The 15324-nt window shown below is 65.8% G+C and carries 16 protein-coding genes; 8 read left to right on the top strand and 8 right to left on the bottom strand.

Going from position 1 to position 15324, the window contains the following annotated elements:
• Positions 1 to 17: 17 nt before the first annotated feature.
• From C8C95_RS04910 to C8C95_RS04890, 5 genes are all read right to left on the bottom strand, one after another.
• The gene (locus tag C8C95_RS04910) at positions 18 to 665 is read right to left on the bottom strand and encodes a trimeric intracellular cation channel family protein (protein WP_116747850.1); all 648 of its coding nucleotides are present in this window, start codon (positions 663 to 665) and stop codon (positions 18 to 20) included.
• 181 nt (positions 666 to 846) lie between these two features.
• A complete protein-coding gene (locus C8C95_RS04905) occupies positions 847 to 1215 on the bottom strand; it encodes a hypothetical protein (RefSeq protein WP_116747849.1) in 369 nt (122 codons plus the stop codon).
• The gene (locus C8C95_RS04900; protein WP_116747848.1) at positions 1212 to 2048 is read right to left on the bottom strand and encodes a hypothetical protein; all 837 of its coding nucleotides are present in this window, start codon (positions 2046 to 2048) and stop codon (positions 1212 to 1214) included. The genes C8C95_RS04905 and C8C95_RS04900 overlap by 4 nt, the downstream gene beginning before the upstream one ends.
• Positions 2049 to 2084: 36 nt before the next feature.
• Positions 2085 to 3230, bottom strand: a complete 1146-nt coding sequence (locus tag C8C95_RS04895; protein ID WP_116747847.1) for a PepSY-associated TM helix domain-containing protein — start codon at positions 3228 to 3230, stop codon at positions 2085 to 2087.
• Positions 3231 to 3261: 31 nt separating this feature from the next.
• Positions 3262 to 5421, bottom strand: coding sequence for a TonB-dependent siderophore receptor (locus C8C95_RS04890; protein ID WP_116747846.1), 2160 nt, complete (start codon positions 5419 to 5421; stop codon positions 3262 to 3264).
• 361 nt (positions 5422 to 5782) lie between these two features.
• On the opposite strand from C8C95_RS04890, the gene C8C95_RS04885 reads away from it, so the two are divergent.
• Together C8C95_RS04885 and C8C95_RS04880 are read left to right on the top strand one after the other, a co-directional pair.
• Positions 5783 to 6274, top strand: a complete 492-nt coding sequence (locus tag C8C95_RS04885; protein ID WP_116747845.1) for a hypothetical protein — start codon at positions 5783 to 5785, stop codon at positions 6272 to 6274.
• Positions 6271 to 7236, top strand: coding sequence for a hypothetical protein (locus tag C8C95_RS04880; RefSeq protein ID WP_116747844.1), 966 nt, complete (start codon positions 6271 to 6273; stop codon positions 7234 to 7236). Before C8C95_RS04885 ends, C8C95_RS04880 begins: the two co-directional genes overlap by 4 nt.
• A gap of 87 nt (positions 7237 to 7323) precedes the next feature.
• Here C8C95_RS04880 and kefC read toward each other — a convergent pair whose 3' ends face one another.
• Entirely contained in the window at positions 7324 to 9231 is a 1908-nt protein-coding gene (kefC, locus tag C8C95_RS04875; protein WP_116747843.1) for a glutathione-regulated potassium-efflux system protein KefC, read from the bottom strand.
• A 255-nt stretch (positions 9232 to 9486) separates the two neighbouring features.
• On the opposite strand from kefC, the gene C8C95_RS04870 reads away from it, so the two are divergent.
• From C8C95_RS04870 to C8C95_RS04855, 4 genes are all read left to right on the top strand, one after another.
• Entirely contained in the window at positions 9487 to 10125 is a 639-nt protein-coding gene (locus C8C95_RS04870; protein WP_116747842.1) for a LysE family transporter, read from the top strand.
• A 129-nt stretch (positions 10126 to 10254) separates the two neighbouring features.
• Complete coding sequence (locus tag C8C95_RS04865; RefSeq protein WP_056066024.1) at positions 10255 to 10872, top strand: ParA family protein; 618 nt, start codon at positions 10255 to 10257, stop codon at positions 10870 to 10872.
• A 96-nt stretch (positions 10873 to 10968) separates the two neighbouring features.
• Positions 10969 to 11433, top strand: coding sequence for a MaoC family dehydratase (locus C8C95_RS04860; RefSeq protein ID WP_116747841.1), 465 nt, complete (start codon positions 10969 to 10971; stop codon positions 11431 to 11433).
• Positions 11434 to 11465: 32 nt separating this feature from the next.
• Complete coding sequence (locus C8C95_RS04855; RefSeq protein WP_116747840.1) at positions 11466 to 12407, top strand: LysR family transcriptional regulator; 942 nt, start codon at positions 11466 to 11468, stop codon at positions 12405 to 12407.
• On the opposite strand, the gene C8C95_RS04850 is transcribed toward C8C95_RS04855, so the two are convergent.
• Both C8C95_RS04850 and C8C95_RS04845 read right to left on the bottom strand, forming a co-directional pair.
• Positions 12400 to 12927, bottom strand: a complete 528-nt coding sequence (locus C8C95_RS04850) for a tRNA (cytidine(34)-2'-O)-methyltransferase (RefSeq protein WP_056066014.1) — start codon at positions 12925 to 12927, stop codon at positions 12400 to 12402. The two genes, C8C95_RS04855 and C8C95_RS04850, sit on opposite strands and share 8 nt — an antisense overlap.
• 94 nt (positions 12928 to 13021) lie before the next feature.
• On the bottom strand, positions 13022 to 13744 hold the full coding sequence (locus C8C95_RS04845) for a ComF family protein (protein ID WP_116747839.1): 723 nt from the start codon (positions 13742 to 13744) through the stop codon (positions 13022 to 13024).
• Positions 13745 to 13779: 35 nt separating this feature from the next.
• Here C8C95_RS04845 and C8C95_RS04840 point away from each other — a divergent pair, with 35 nt between their 5' ends.
• On the top strand, positions 13780 to 14682 hold the full coding sequence (locus C8C95_RS04840) for a methyltransferase domain-containing protein (protein WP_116747838.1): 903 nt from the start codon (positions 13780 to 13782) through the stop codon (positions 14680 to 14682).
• A gap of 152 nt (positions 14683 to 14834) precedes the next feature.
• Positions 14835 to 15311, top strand: a complete 477-nt coding sequence (locus C8C95_RS04835) for a DUF2244 domain-containing protein (RefSeq protein ID WP_056066007.1) — start codon at positions 14835 to 14837, stop codon at positions 15309 to 15311.
• Positions 15312 to 15324: the final 13 nt, after the last annotated feature.

Genomic DNA, 15324 nt, shown 5'->3' with positions numbered 1-15324 from the left:
AGAGCTGGCAGCCTTGGTCACACCCGCCATGCGGGCAGCTCCCAGTTGCGCCACACCGCCAGCCCGCGCAGCCCGGCGGTGAGCAGCACGCAGACCACCAGCGGCGCCCAGTCGGGAGCCTGAATCTGGCGCAGGGCCACGTCGGCCCAGCCGCCCGCAAACGCGCACAGCGCATAGGGGCGGTGGTCGCTGAAGGCCTGGGGCACCTCGTTGCACAGCACGTCGCGCAGCACACCGCCAAACACGCCGGTGGTCACGCCCATCATCACGCTGATGATGGGTGGCATGCCAATGGCGGTGGCAATGTCCACGCCCACAGCGGCAAACAGGCCCAGGCCGATGGCGTCGGGCAGCAGCATGGCGCGTTCGGTGGGCTCAAAGTGCCGCTGGCGCATGAACAGCATGGCGCCGATGCACAGCGCCAGAATGCCCCACACAAACTCGGTGTGGCGAATCCAGAAAAAGGGCCGCTGGTCCAGCAGCAAATCGCGCAGCGTGCCCCCGCCAAACGCGGCCACGAAGGCCACCACACACACGCCCACGGCATCCAGCCGCTTGCGCGCGGCGGCCATCACACCCGACAGTGCGAAAGCCACGGTGGCGGCCACTTCCAGCACAAAGCGCAGGGTGTGCACCCAGGGGGCGTTGATGATCAGCGAATCCATGGCGACGATTGTGCCGTGGCCGCTGGCGATTCCATGGGGGGGTGATTGCTATATATTTGATAGCTATTGAGGTATGAATCAGTAGCGCTTGAGCGCATTTTGAGCAAAAAATGTGCCGATGGGTGTTGTGTATGCCCGGTGGGCCCCGTCAGGTCCCGGTGCAGCACTCGCCTGCGTCCACTCAGCGCAGCAGGCCCTCGCCCAATGCGCAGGCCACCAGCGCCAGCACACATCCGCCCAGGCCCAGCCACCCCAGCCGCAGTGCCCAGCGCTGGCTGGCCTGGGGCCACAGGTTCATGGCCAGCACCAGCAACCAGCCCTGCACCATCCATGCGGCCAGCACCAGGGCCACACCGGCGACCCAGCCAGCAGCCAGGCTGGCGGTGGTGGTCTGCAACAGCAAGGTGCCCAGCGCCACCGCCTTGGCGCACCATCGCGCCGCACCCGTGGGTGTGTCATCGCCCCACGCACGGGTGGGCACTGTGCGGGCCCAGCAGGCCAGTGCCACCAGCGAGGCCAAGGAGGCGGCAATGCCCAGCAGTTCGTTCATGCGGTCTCCGAGGGCTGTGGGTGGCGCGGGGTGTGACGGGTGCGGCTGCGATGGCCCAGGCCCCGGGCCCCCAGCCGGTGGTGCAGCGGCCGCACGCTGCTGCAGGCTGCTGCCGTGCAGAGCATGGCGGCCACCCAGCCTTGCTGCAGCCCGGCCTTGGCTGCCAGGCCGGCACAGGCCAGCCCTGCCAGCAGCCACAGCAGGGCGCTGGTGCGGGGCGCCCAGGTGCGCACCGTGGCCGCAGGCAACCCGACAAAAAAGGACAGCAGCAGGCCCAGCATGCCGGCCGATCGAACTGGCTCAACCGCCACGATGTGCGCCAGACGGAATGACTCCACCGCCAGCGCCGCGCAAATCCAGAAGGGCAGGTGCGCCAGCGGTGCCAATGGCCAGTGGCGGTCCGTGTGGGACACCACATGCCGTGGTGCCACCGGGATGATCGCAATGGACGGGCGGCTCACCCGGCGCCGATGAACCTGCTGTACCCGCTGCGGGCCCATGAACGCCGCCACGCCCGCACAGGCCAGACCTGTGACCACAAGGCCCAGGGCCATGGCAGGTGCCAGGGCGCTACCGAGTGCCAGGCCGGTGAGCGCCGCCACAGCCAACAGCGCCCCGGTGCTGCCCAGCGCCACCCGCCACAGCGCCAGCGTGCGCAGCGCCCACGCGGCCAGGGCCGACATCAGCAGCCACACGGCAATGAGCACCCACACCGTCCACACCGGCCGCTGCGCCAGCGGGGCCAAGCCCGCAGGTCCCCACAGGTGTACGAACACCGCCACGAGGAGCGCGGCGGGCACGGTGGCATGCAGGGCCAGAAAGAAACGTTGCATGGTGGGTGTGGTGTGGAAGGTGGGGGCTGATGCCTGTCAGCCCGCCGCGATGGAGTTGCCTGCGGACGCCGGATGTGCCGCGTCGGCCTCGCGCCTGCGCTGCTGGCGCGCATCCAGCCAGATCAGCGTGCCCGAGATCGACAAAAACGCCGGGGTCATGCCCAGAAAGAAATACAGCCACTTGAGCGCCAGCCCGCCGAAGTCGCCAAAGTGCAGCGGCTCCATCAGGCTGTTGACCAGCGACCAGAAGCCCGCCGTGCGTGGGTCGTGCACCTTCTTGGGAGTGCCTGTGACGGCATGTATGTCCACCCGCGCGGTGCTGGCCAGGTGGCCGCTCAGGTTGCCGGTGAAACCCGCCTCGGCGGTGCCTGTGCCCCAGCGGCGCAGCGACACATAGCGCGCCTCCAGCCCCGGCACGGCCTGCTGTGCGATGGCATACATCGCATCCAGCGACTGCATGGGCGCAGGCTCGCTGCCCTCGGCCTTGCGCACGGGCTGAGAGGGCGCCATTGCGGCAGGGGTGGTGATGAACTTGTAGCCCTGCTCGAACAACGGCGCCAGGCCCATCCACGCGCCGGTGGTGGCTATCAGGATGTGAAAGCCCAGCCCCCAGATGCCGGCGGACTTGTGCAGGTCCGACATCACCACGCGAAAGCTGCGGCCCCAGCGCTGGGTGAACAGCTCGGCCAAGATCTTGCGGTGGATGACGATGCCGGTGGTAATTAGCACCAGCATCGCCACGCCCAGGAACCCCACGATCCAGCGCGGCCCGAAGAACAGGAACACATGCAGCATGCGCAGGTACTGGCCGAGCTGGCTGTCCACCGGGCCCGCCACCGTGCCGGTGTCGGAGCGCAAGGCCACCTTGGTGCGCGTGTGGGCCGGGGCTCCGCGCTCGCGCACAAACGCGAAGTAGCTGGGGTTGACCGCATCGGGCAGCGCGATGGTCTCCACCGTCGCGCCCGGGTAGCGGGTTTGCAGCTGCGTGAGCACCGCGTCGAGCGAGGCCGGCTTTTCGGAGCGTGGCAGCTTGGCCAGTGAAGGGTTGGCCCAGAGGTCGATCTCGTTCTTGAACACCACCACCGCGCCCGAGAAACACACGATGAACAGCAGCAGCCCCGTGACGATGCCGGCCCAGGAATGCAGGGTGAAGAGGCGGTTGAGCGTGCGCTGGCTGGTCATGGCGTGTGGGCGGCAGGGTGGGGGCGCTGCGTCAGAAGAAGTACGTCACACCCAGGCTGAAGCTGCGGGGCAATGCGGGCGAGACCACGTTGGCGTTGATCGCGCCGTCGTAGTACGCCTTGTTGAACACGTTCTTCACGCCCGCCGTCACGCGGTAGTTCTCGCCCATGTAGCTGACGGACGCATCGGCCACAAAGTACGACGGCAGCGTGAAGGGGTACGAGCCGATCTGCTCGCTCACATAACGTCCGCCCAGTCCCAGCGTCACCCGCTGGTACTGCGGCAGTTTGTAGGTGGCCCAGGCCGTGAGCGTGTGGCGCGGCGTGAGGTTGAGCGGCAGGCCCACAATCGCCGCGTTGTTATCGCGCGTGACCTTGCTTTGTGTGTAGGTGTAGGCGCTGGTGATCTTCCAGCCGTTCTTCAGGTCGGCGCCCAGCTCCAGCTCCAGCCCGCGCGCGCGCTGCTCGCCGGTCTGCACGCTGAAGCCCGTGTTCACCGGGTCGGCGGTGGTCACGTTCTGGCGCACCAGGTCGAACACGGCGAGCGCACCGGTGACCTGGCCGCCAGGGGCTTCGTACTTCACGCCCGCCTCCCACTGCTTGCCGGTTTCGGGCACAAAGTTCGATCCTGCAAACGTCAAACCCGACTGGGGCAGGAACGATTCGCCATAGCTGCCATACGCGGCCCAGCCGGGCTTGAACTCGTACACCAGGCCGGCCGACAACGTGGTGGCGTTGTCCTTCTGGCGCGTCTGCGTGTTGGCCACGCGGTTGTTGGTGTCGTTGGTGGACCAGTCGCGGCGCAGGCCCACCAGGGCCGTCCAGCCCTGGCCGAACTTGATCTGGTCCTGCGCATACAGGCCCGCCACGGTGAGCTTGGAAGGCGCATCGCTGGTCAGCGCCTCGGGGCAGGTGGCCTGCATGCCGTAGACGGGCGCGAACAGGTCCAGCGCGCCGATGCGGCAGGTGCGGCTGGCCAGCAGGCTGGTGCCGCTGCGCACATCCAGTCCCGTCACCAGCTGGTGCTTTACGCCCAGCGCCTCGAAACGTGACAGCAGCGAGGTGTCGGTGGCCAGCAGGTCGTAGTCCATGTACTGGCGCGAGGCCTGGCGGTTCTGCAGCCGCTGGTTGGCCTGCAGTGCCTGGTTGGAGACGAAGTTGCCCGTGCCCTTCTCGGTCTCGTAGCGCACGTTCTGGCGGAAGGTCATGGCATCCGACAGGCGATGCTCCAACGCATAGCCCACCGTGGTGCTTTCCACGTCATAAACACCGAAGCTCGGGTCGCCCGTGAACATCGTGCGTGACAACGTGCCATTGCGGTTGGGCAGCACCGTGCCGTAGGGCGTGATGCCCTGCTGGCGCATCCACTCGCTCTGGCTGTAGGTGGCAAACAGCACCAGGTCGGTCTGCGCGCCCAGGTCGATGGACAGCGAGGGCGCAAACCACCGGTCCTTGCGGTAGACGAACTGCGTGGGGTCGTCGGCGTTGGACACCTGTGCGTTGATGCGCAGCGCCGTCTTGCCGGATTCGGACAAGGGCCGGTTGATGTCGGCCTGCAGCGTGCGCTGGCCGAAGCTGCCCACTTCCACACCCACCTCGTTGATCGCCTCCTTCTTGGGCCGCTTGCTCACCGCATTGACGATGCCGCCCGGCTGCACCTGGCCGTAGAGCACCGAGGCCGAGCCCTTGAGCACCTCGAAGCGCTCGTAGCCATAAGGCTGCAGCTTGGCCCACATGCCCGGGCTTTGCACCAGGCCATCGACCAGGATGGACTCGGTGGAGCGAAAGCCCCGGATATTCAGATCGTCAAACCCCCGGCGGCCAAAGTTGACCGGGCTGACCCCCGCCACCGTCTGCAGCGCTTGCTGCACGTTGGTGATCTGCCGCGATTCCATCTGCTCGCGCGTGACCACGCTGACGGACTGCGGAGTTTCGAGCCGCCGCATGGGCGCCTTGCTGGCGGTTTGGGCCTCCACGGGTGCAAAGCCCATGTCTTTTTCGGTGCTGGCGTTGATGCGGACTTCTTGGAGCTGGGGGGCGGCCGTTGCCGGGGCTGCTGCCGGTGTGCTGACCTGTTGCGCCATGGCGGCCTGGGCGAGGCACAGGGCCAGCGGGGTCAGAGTAAAGAGGGTGACCGCGCGGACGGCTGGCAATCGCGGGGCGTGCGCGGAGCGCAGGGGCTGAGAAGACATGGGAGTCCCGATGAAGGTGAGCGGACAACAAACGCAGGAGGCGCTGGCTCACGTGGCGTATCGGGACGTTGGCTGGCAGTATGCTTAGAATTGTAATGCGAATAATTCTTGTTTGATTTTTTGCAAGCGGATGAGGTCGCGACGTTGGCGCCCGGGTTGGCACTCGATGAAGCAGTTTGGTGCAAATGTTTCTTGCCTGGCACACCTTGGCATGCGCAGCACTCCAGCAAGCGCAGGTGCCACAGATACGATCACCCGCTTTGCAGATCCAGGCTGCGGGCGGTGGACAGGCCGTCCATGACCGCAACCTTCAAGTTTTGGCCTGGATCAGCGGCAATCTTCGCAAACAAGCAACTCCCACATGACGCAGACGACAAGGCGCGATATCACCGCTAATGAAGCACAGTCCATCATCAGAGAGGCGGCCACTTGGAAGGGAACGGCCTACGCATTGCGAGGTGCAGCCTCGGTCAAAGGGGTTGCTGGCGATTGCAGCGGAACGACCTTCCTGATTTACCGCGCGGCGGGTTTCCCGTACGACTACCAGCCTTCGGGTACTTTCCCCGTTTATGCCCAGCGTTCCGGCCTGTTTCGTTTGCTCACTGCGGAAGAGACGGCGCAGGCGGGAGACGTCCTGTCTTGGCCCAATCACATGGCAATTTACGCAGGCTCTGCACTGCAGAAGGAAGACGCCACCACCCAGCGCACCAACGCGAGCGGCAGGAGCTGGACGCAACAAAATGACATCTACACGGCCACCCATCCGAATGGCGCAGCCTATATGCCAGCATCGTTGCGCTACTGGCGGCCTGATCCACCAAAAATCTACCGTTACCAAACCAGCGCACCATGACTATCGCGATGTTTGAACGGATGCGCCCACTGCTATTTTCCGCCCGGCTAGTGCTGCTCGTTTGTGGCAGTTTTGGCTTGGGGGGGGGGGCTCTGGCGGATGAGCGCAGCGATGGTGTGACACCCCGCATCGTGCTGGCACCGCAAGCTCCGCTGTCGCGTGGGGCTGAGATCGCGCGTGCTGTGGTTTACCTCGAAGCGGAAGAGGCCGACGTTTCGCTGACTCCAGGGCCGTCCCTGGCCAACCCGATCCAGTTGAGGGTGCAAGGTCCGGTCTTCGGATGGTCGGGAGACTCGGAGCCCTATCCGGACCGCCATTTCCCCGAACTTCGGTTTTTCAGCAATGGCCAGCCTGTGCCTTACACGGAGTCTTTCCGCGCTACGGTGGGTACGGCGGATATCTCAGCGCTGCTCAGCGACGCCAAGGTGAGTCCATGGTTGATTGCTGACACACCGCCATTCGTTCCCACGGAAGACATGCCGACCGAAACCCGATCGAAGTTGACGCAGGCCGGTGCCATGAGCTCGTCCGGCGGTGACTATTTGGCCCAGTGGCGCGCGCAACGCACATTGGGGGTTGCGGTGGTCCCTGGGCAAACGTTGGATATGCGCTATCGGCTTCGTCCTGGTTACGCCCAGATGTCCCTGCAAGAGCTGGGCAGAGCAACGCTGCGGCATCGCTACTGCCTGACCGGCACGCACCTGCAGGCGTTGCACAAACGGTTTGGTCGCTCGGCCCAGTTCATCACCCGTTACTACGCTATTGCCGTGGGATGGGAGGGGCGCGTCCCGTCCAGCGTGCGTCTGACGGTGGTGCCGCAGTCGGGGGTGGTGCAAGTCGCGGCTTGCGCACGCAGTGCCAAACAGGCGTTCGGTCTGGATGCTGCGTGGACAGATGTTGAGACGGTCCCGGATCGCCAGTCCGTGCTCCACGTCCTCACGATTGAGCCGGTCGCCCCTTGATGCGGCTGAACTGCTTCGGCCGGCCAATGAGTCACTGAATGCTGCTGATTCTGCGGCATTGGGAGCCTGCATTGCAGGCGCTTGCGCCTAGTGTGGCGGGGTTGCTCTAATGCTGTCAGGCAAGGCTGTCTCCGACCCCTCGCCGGAGGGCTCCCCATAACCGGGATACGCCGAACTCGCCGCACCCAGCGCCGCACTCTCCTGCCGCTCACGCGCCATCTGCTCCGCAAACTGGTTGCGACCTTCGCGCGCCACGGCGATGAACTTGGCGCGGTCCTTGTGGTGCGGGTACATGCGGTCGGCCAGCGCGATGTTGTGGGTGCGAAAGCGCTGGGTGATGGCGGTGGCCTGCGCGGGGGGCAGGCCCATCAGCTCCAGCACGGTGTGGGCGCTTTGCAGGCTGGACTCGAACAGCTCGCGCTGCACCAGTGTCACGCCCAGGTCGCGCAGCTTGTTCCAGTGAGTCACATCCCGTGCGCGGGCCACGATTTGCAGGTGGGGGAAGTGCTCGCGCGCGAGCTTGGCGATTTGCAGAGACTGCTCGGCATCGTCCACGGCCACCACCAGGATGCGCGCGTGTTCGGCCCCGGCAATACGCAGCAGGTCGAGGCGGGTGGCGTCGCCGTAGAACACGCGGTAGCCAAAGGTGCGCGCCACTTCCAGCATGTCCACGCTGTGGTCCAGCACGGTGGTGGGGATGCCCTGGGCCAGCAGCACGCGCGAGACGATCTGTCCGTAGCGGCCGAAGCCCGCGATGATGATGGGCGCCTCCTGCGGCTCGGAGATTTCCTCGGCCTGGGGCTTGGCGGACTTGAGCTGGGCATAGCGACGCAGCAGCACGCGGTCCAGCAGCACCAGCAGCAGTGGGCTGATCAGCATCGACAACGCCACGGCGCCAATCAGCAGCGAAGCGGTTTCCGCCGGGAACACGCTGGCGCCCGCCGCGGCCTGGAACACCACAAACGCGAACTCGCCGCCCTGGGCCAACAGCAGGGTGAAGACGGGGCGCTCCTGGTAGGGAATCTCGACCACCTTGGCCAGGGCGTAGATGACCACCGCCTTGGCCGCGAGGAAGCCGACCAGGATGGCGGCCATGAGGCCGGGCGAGCGCAAGATGACACCGAAGTCAATGCTCATGCCCACGGCGATGAAGAACAGCCCCAGCAGCAGGCCCTTGAAGGGCTCGATGTCGGCCTCCAGCTCGCGCCGGTATTCGCTGTCGGCCAGCAGCACGCCGGCGAGGAAGGCGCCCAGCGCCATCGACAGGCCCACCAGCACCATCAGGTAGGCAATGCCCACCACCAGCAGCAGCGCGGCGGCGGTGAAGATTTCGGGGGTTTTGCTCTTGGCGATCCAGCGCAGCACGGGGCGCAGCAGCAGGCGCCCGCCGAGGATGATGGCCGCGATCACCCCGACGATCTTGAGCACCTCCAGCACCATCTCGCCCGGTGTGTGGCCCGCGCCTTCACCAGCGGCTGCGCCCAGCACCGGCAGCAGGGCCAGGATGGGGATGGCCGCCACATCCTGGAACAGCAGGATCGAAAAGCCCGCCTGCCCGCTTTGCGTGCGCATGAGGTTGCGCTCGGCCAGCGACTGCAACGCAATGGCTGTGGACGACAGCGCCAGTCCCAGCGCACCCACCAGACTCACGCGCCAGGGCAAGCCGGCCAGCGCGCCCAGCGCAAACAGCACAGCGGCGCAGCCCAGCACCTGGGCCGTGCCGGTGCCGAAGATGGGGCGGCGCAGCGCCCACAGGCGGCTGGGTTGCAGCTCCAGCCCGACCAGAAAGAGCATCAGCACCACTCCGAACTCGGCAAAGTGCAGGATGTCCTGCACGTTGCTGACCAGCCCCAGGCCCCAGGGCCCGATGGCGATGCCTGCCGCTAGGTAGCCAATGATGGCGCCCAGGCCCAGCGCCTTGGCAATGGGCACGGCCAGCACGGCGGCGGTGAGGTACAGGAAACCGTAGGTGAGCCAGGTGGGGGCGTGTTCCATGGGGCAGAGTGCGCTGGAGGTCGTCGTGGGGAGGCAGAACACCGCGCGCCGACGAGCGGGGCGGGTGTGCCAGATTCTGGCACCGCCGCAAGGCGTCGGGGCGGTTGCCGTGGTTTGGATCTGTGGCGCTATTTATTTGATAGCTATTAAGGCGTGATTATCTAGCGCCTGCGCCTGTTTTTATGCAGATCATGGTGCCGGGGGCCCTGCGTTGCTAAGATGCGGGCCCTTCTTCGCACACAGGCACGGTGACCCATGGATTTGCAGACTTGGCTGGCTTTTTTTGCGGCGTCTTGCCTGATTGCGGTGTCGCCGGGCTCCGGGGCCGTGTTGTCGATGAGTCATGGTCTGTCGTTCGGTGTGCGCAAGACGGGCGCCACCATCCTGGGCCTGCAGCTGGGGCTGTTGCTGATTTTGCTGATTGCCGGTGCGGGCGTGGGCTCGCTGCTGCTGGCGTCCGAGGTGGCGTTCAGCATCGTCAAGGTGCTGGGCGCCTGCTATTTGATCTATGTGGGCTTCAACCAGTGGCGTGCGGGCGATGCGCCCATCACGCAAGGCGATGAGCATGAGGCCGCTGGCACCTGGCAAAAACGCTGCCTGACCGGTTTTCTGACCAACGCCACCAACCCCAAGGGCATCATCTTCATGGTGGCCGTGCTGCCCCAGTTCATGACCGACACGCGCCCGCTGTGGACACAACTGCTGGTGATGGCCGCCACCACGGTGACGGTGGACGTGGTGGTCATGCACGGCTACGCTGCGGGGGCGAGCGCGCTGCGCCGCCTGATGCGCAGTGCGCGGGCCGTGCGGGCGCAGAACCGCGTGTTTGGCGGTTTGCTGATGGCGGTGGGGGCGGGGCTGTTCTTCGTCAAGCGCGGTGGTCAGCACGCCTGAGGCGGCTGTGGCACCGCTGGGGTGTCAGAGGGCGCTTCTGATTTGATAGCTGCTAGCGCATATGAATATTGCGCTTGAGGCTGATTTGGCTTGTATTTTCATGGACCTGCAGATTCCAAGGAGCTTGTCATGCCAGTAGTTGTTGTCGCCAACCCGAAGGGCGGAGTGGGCAAGTCCACGCTGTCCACCAACATCGCGGGCTACTTTGCCAGCCAGGGGCATCCCGTGATTCTGGGCGACACCGACCGGCAGGAGTCCGCCCGGCTGTGGCTGGGCCTGCGCCCGCCCGCTGCGCGCCCCATCGGCAGCTGGGACACCAGCTCGGACGTCATCAGCCGCCCGCCCAAGGGCACCACCCACGCGGTACTCGACACGCCCGCTGGCCTGCACGGCTGGCGCCTGAACGATGTGCTCAAGCTGGCTGACAAGGTCATCGTGCCGCTGCAGCCCAGCGTGTTCGACATCTTTGCCACGCGGGCCTTTCTGGACCAGCTGGCCGAGCACCGCCACGCCGCCGGGGTGCCCGTGGGCATCGTCGGCATGCGGGTGGATGCGCGCACCAAGGCGGCCGAGCAACTGCATCATTTTGTGGACAGCCTGGGGTTTCCGGTGCTGGGCTATCTGCGTGACACGCAGAACTACATCCACCTGGCAGCACACGGCCTCACGCTGTTTGACGTGGCCCCTGGCCGCGTGGCACGCGACCTGGAGCAGTGGCAAGGGATCTGCACGTGGCTCAATTCTTGAAGGACAGCGTGAAGCACGACGTACATCCAATCCCCCGGGAAAACACCTGTCACCCGGCAGACAAGGCGCGCCGGAGCGCAGGGCTACATTGCAACGATGAAAATCTTCCGCTCTTATTCCGAAGTCAGAGCCTGCGTGGGCCAGGAGGTCGCCGTGACCGACTGGATCACCATCACGCAGGAACAGGTCAACCTGTTTGCCCAGGCCACGGGCGACCACCAGTGGATCCATGTGGACCCCGAGCGTGCCAAGGCCGGGCCGTTTGGCGCGCCCATTGCGCATGGGTTTCTCACGCTGTCGCTGATTCCGCAATTCTTCGAGACGGGCCTGACCATCGAGGGTGCGCGCATGGGCGTCAACTACGGGCTGAACAAGGTGCGTTTCACTGCGCCGGTGCCGGTGGGCAGCCGCTTGCGGGCGCGCCTCACGCTGCAGGCTGCCGAGCCCGTGGCGCCCGATGGCATGCAGATGACCTGGCTGGTGACCGTGGAGCGCGAGGGCAGCGACAAGCCGGTGTGCGTGGCCGAATCGCTCGCGCGCAACTTCGGCGCTCCGGCCTGAGCCGGGCCGCCATCGGGCAGGAGGTCTGAACCATGGACCGCCTGCAAGCCATGAAAATCTTCGAGCGCGTGGTGGAAGAGGGCGGCTTTGCCGCCGCTGCCCGCGCCATGGACATGTCGCCCCCCGTGGTCACCCGCATGGTGGCCGAGCTGGAGCAGCATCTGGGCACGCGCCTGCTGCAACGCACCACCCGCAAGCTGGCGCTGACCGACGCGGGGGAGTCGTACCTGCAGCGGGTGCGCGCCATCCTGCATGAGATCGATGATGCCGAGGCCGCTGCCGCTGCCAGCACGCGAGATTTGCGCGGCACCATCCGCATCGTGGCGGCACCAGTGCTCGCCACCAACTTTCTGGCACCCATGGTGGCGGTGTGGCATGCCTACTACCCCAAGCTCATGCTGGACATCAGCATGGACGCCTATGCCTCCAGCCGAGTGGATGAGTTCGATGTGACCATCATGGTGGCGGGCGAGGACTTTGACGCCAACATCGTCGCGCGCCCCCTGGTGCAGGGGGAGGCGATTGTGGTGGCGTCCCCCGACTACCTGGAGCGCCGGGGCATTCCGCGTGAGCCGCAAGACCTGGTGCACCACGACTATCTGCGCGACTCGAGCGCGCCCGTGCGCCTGCAGTCAGGGCCTGGCCGCAAGCTGCGCCTTCAGTCGCTGCGGGCAGACGTGCCGGATGAAGAAGTGGACGCACCGGCGGTGTTGCAGTCCGTCAGCACCGAGCTGCTGATGCGTGTTGCTGTGGACGGGGCGGGCGTGGCTGTCACGTCGCGCCTGCTGGCCGAGGAGCACCTGGCCCGCGGCGAACTGGTCCACATCCTGCCCGGCTGGATCTTTTCGCGTTACACGATCTATGCGGCGCTGCCCTCGGGCCGCATGCTGCCCGCGCGCACGCGGGTGTTTCTGGACTTCCTGACCGAACACGTGCCCCGCGCCATGGCGGAAAAGTCCGGCCAGCTCAGTTGAGCTGCGCGAACCCGCTGATGATCGTGCCTTCGGGCTCGACCATGACCTGCCCGTCGGGCATGGCAAAGCTGTTCTGGCGCCAGGCCTCGAACACGGTCACCGCCACCGCGTTGGACAAATTGAGGCTGCGCTGACCCGGCACCATGGGCAGGCGCAGGCGCTGCGCCGGGGGGAAGCTCTCGCGCAACTCGGGGGGGAGTCCCCGCGTTTCAGCGCCAAACACCATCCAGTCGCCGGGCAGGAAGCACGTGGAGTGCACGGGTTGTGAGCCATGCGTGGTCATCGCAAACATGCGGGTCGGGTCCGGCTGGGTGTCTCGCAGAAAGGCCGTCCAGCCCGCATGGACCTGCACGCTGGCGTATTCGTGGTAATCCAGCCCTGCCCGCCGCATCTGGCGGTCTTCCATCGAGAACCCCAGGGGCTCGATCAAGTGCAGCGAACACCCGGTGTTGGCCGCCAGGCGAATCACGTTACCGGTGTTGGGCGGGATCTCGGGTTCGACGAGGACGATATGGAACATGACCGCCATTGTCATCGTTGGACCTGTGAGTTGAGCAACCGCTCGTAATCAAAAGTATCCCTTTGGTAGGTGTGCGCTACCTGTCTGGTGCTTTTCAGTCCAGCTCCGTGCGCGCCAGCACAGCGGCTGTGACGTGCGCGACACCCGCCTCGCGCAATGCCAACGTAGCAGCATGCAGGGTGGCGCCCGTGGTCATCACGTCGTCGATCAGTACCACCCGCTGGCCGCGCAGGCTGGCTGCGTGGGCGGGTTCAACGGCGAAGGCGCCACGCAGGTTGCGCAGCCGCTGCGCCCGGGGTAGGCCGCTTTGTGCCTCGGTGGCGTGCAGGCGCAACAGCGTGTGGCAGTCTGCCTTGGCACCAGCCAGCTGCCTCGCCAGCAGGGCCGCCTGGTTGAAGCCCCGCTCGCGCAGGCGCTCGGTGGACAGGGGAACCGCCAGTACCCGGTCGGCCGCGTCCAGTGCCGGCTCCATCCAGGGTGTGCTGCGCATGAGGGTGGCCAAGGCCCTGGCCCACCCCGGATCGCCGCGAAACTTGAACTGCGCCAGGGCGTCGGCCCAGGGGTAGGCGTAGTCCACGGCGGCAATGCAGGCGTCGAAGCTGGGCGGGTTCTGCAGGCAGGCGCCGCAAACGTCAACCCCTGCGGGCACCCGAAGTGCACATCGCCGGCAACGCGTGGCGGGCTGGGCGAACCGCATCACGCAGGCGTTGCAGACACGCTGCGATGGCCATGCGTGGCACACGGCGCACTGGCTGGGCACTTTGTCCACCCAGGCGTGGAGGCGGCGTGAAATCCCTGGCAAACCCAAAAAGAGCATGAATCAATATACTCGCGCGTCCTTCTGCACCGCCCATGTCCTCCGAGCGTCCCCCCACCATTGATCCTGTTGCCGCCGCCCGCTGGCATGCCGCAGCGCCGGCTGCGTCCCCCTGGCTGCACGAAGAAGTGGCGCGTCGCATGGAGGACCGACTGCAGTGGATTCGCCAGGCCCCAGAGTCCTGGTGCCACTGGGACCCAGTGCGTGGCGGTCTGCAGGCGCATGCCCTGGTGAGTGCTCGCTACCCGCAGGCGCGCTGCCAGGTGTACGAAACCAGCGCGCATTGCGAACCCGTTGCGAGGCAGGCATTGGCCAAGCCCTGGTGGAACCCCGCCCGCTGGGGTGCTGGGGCCCTGCAAATGGGGCCTCCGGCCGATGCCAGTGTGCAGATGTTGTGGTCCAACATGGCGCTGCACATGGCGGCCGACCCGCAGGATTTGATTGGCCGCTGGCACCGCGCCCTGGCGGTGGACGGTTATCTGATGTTCTCGTGTCTCGGACCGGACACGCTGCGCGAACTGCATGGCGTGTACGCCGCCTTGGGCTGGCCGCCTGCGGGCCATGCCTTTACCGACATGCACGACTGGGGCGACATGCTGGTGCACGCAGGTTTTGCAGAGCCGGTGATGGACATGGAGCGCATCACGCTCACATTTGCCACGCCCGAGCGGCTGGTTCAGGAGCTGCGCGAGCTGGGTGTCAATTTGCACCCTGATCGCTTTCCCTCATTGCGCGGACGGCGCTGGCGCGACAAGCTCTACCAAGTGCTGTCTGAGTGTCTGGCCGATTCGGGCCAGGATGGTCAGTTGGCACTGACTTTTGAAATCATCTATGGCCATGCCTTCAAGCCTGCACCTCGGGTGCGCGTCAGTTCCAGCAGTGCGGTGTCGCTGCAGGACATGCGCGCCATGTTGCGCAAGGGCGGCACTGAGAACTAACCTGTAACGGCGTGTCAATGACTTGGAACAAGGCACGCTACAATTCTTGGTTATTGAGATTTCGGGCATCTTCCCGCGCAATTTGGCAGGCTGTGCCTGTTGTGCCCAAGGCGCAACGTGTGCTGCAGCCGGCAGTCTTGTGAGCACTCACGGTGACGGGCTTGGTTTTTCGTTTTGCCACGGTGTCGGGTCAGCGCATTGACTGGCGTCTGGTTCGCAATTGTTCGGTCACGCCGACGCAATTGGGCTGGATGTACCTGTCGCTGTGTGTGGTGTCCCTGGGGATCGCGACATTCTTCTGGATGCTTGGCGCCCACCTGGTGATGCCCTTCGCCTGGCTCGAAATCGTGGCAGTAGGGATTGCATTCGCCATGTACGGTCGCCATGCGGCGGATGGCGAGAGGATTTCATTGCAGGGCTCGCGCCTTGTGGTGGAGCTGGAGACAGCAGGCAGGCTGGAGCGCGCGGAGTTTGACCGGAGCCGGGTTCGCGTAGAGCCCAAGACGGGAGACCATTCGCTGATCACGCTGTCTGCGCAGGGCCGTTCGGTGGAGGTGGGGCGCTATGTGCGCCCAGAGCTCCGACCGGCCTTGGCATCGGAGATCCGCATGGCCTTGCGCGCTGCCTGACCCCACGCAGGCG

Origin of the sequence: Acidovorax sp. 99 (genome assembly GCF_003096455.1) — a bacterium.
GTDB lineage: Bacteria > Pseudomonadota > Gammaproteobacteria > Burkholderiales > Burkholderiaceae_C > Acidovorax > Acidovorax delafieldii.
This window is presented reverse-complemented; position numbering and strand designations above follow the sequence as displayed.

What these genes read in the sequence shown, in the direction of transcription:
- C8C95_RS04910 (WP_116747850.1), bottom strand. Translation starts at nt 665, where the DNA reads ATGGATTCGCTGATCATCAACGCCCCCTGGGTGCACACCCTGCGCTTT.
- C8C95_RS04905 (WP_116747849.1), bottom strand. Translation starts at nt 1,215, where the DNA reads ATGAACGAACTGCTGGGCATTGCCGCCTCCTTGGCCTCGCTGGTGGCA.
- C8C95_RS04900 (WP_116747848.1), bottom strand. Translation starts at nt 2,048, where the DNA reads ATGCAACGTTTCTTTCTGGCCCTGCATGCCACCGTGCCCGCCGCGCTC.
- C8C95_RS04895 (WP_116747847.1), bottom strand. Translation starts at nt 3,230, where the DNA reads ATGACCAGCCAGCGCACGCTCAACCGCCTCTTCACCCTGCATTCCTGG.
- C8C95_RS04890 (WP_116747846.1), bottom strand. Translation starts at nt 5,421, where the DNA reads ATGTCTTCTCAGCCCCTGCGCTCCGCGCACGCCCCGCGATTGCCAGCC.
- C8C95_RS04885 (WP_116747845.1), top strand. Translation starts at nt 5,783, where the DNA reads ATGACGCAGACGACAAGGCGCGATATCACCGCTAATGAAGCACAGTCC.
- C8C95_RS04880 (WP_116747844.1), top strand. Translation starts at nt 6,271, where the DNA reads ATGACTATCGCGATGTTTGAACGGATGCGCCCACTGCTATTTTCCGCC.
- kefC (WP_116747843.1), bottom strand. Translation starts at nt 9,231, where the DNA reads ATGGAACACGCCCCCACCTGGCTCACCTACGGTTTCCTGTACCTCACC.
- C8C95_RS04870 (WP_116747842.1), top strand. Translation starts at nt 9,487, where the DNA reads ATGGATTTGCAGACTTGGCTGGCTTTTTTTGCGGCGTCTTGCCTGATT.
- C8C95_RS04865 (WP_056066024.1), top strand. Translation starts at nt 10,255, where the DNA reads ATGCCAGTAGTTGTTGTCGCCAACCCGAAGGGCGGAGTGGGCAAGTCC.
- C8C95_RS04860 (WP_116747841.1), top strand. Translation starts at nt 10,969, where the DNA reads ATGAAAATCTTCCGCTCTTATTCCGAAGTCAGAGCCTGCGTGGGCCAG.
- C8C95_RS04855 (WP_116747840.1), top strand. Translation starts at nt 11,466, where the DNA reads ATGGACCGCCTGCAAGCCATGAAAATCTTCGAGCGCGTGGTGGAAGAG.
- C8C95_RS04850 (WP_056066014.1), bottom strand. Translation starts at nt 12,927, where the DNA reads ATGTTCCATATCGTCCTCGTCGAACCCGAGATCCCGCCCAACACCGGT.
- C8C95_RS04845 (WP_116747839.1), bottom strand. Translation starts at nt 13,744, where the DNA reads ATGCTCTTTTTGGGTTTGCCAGGGATTTCACGCCGCCTCCACGCCTGG.
- C8C95_RS04840 (WP_116747838.1), top strand. Translation starts at nt 13,780, where the DNA reads ATGTCCTCCGAGCGTCCCCCCACCATTGATCCTGTTGCCGCCGCCCGC.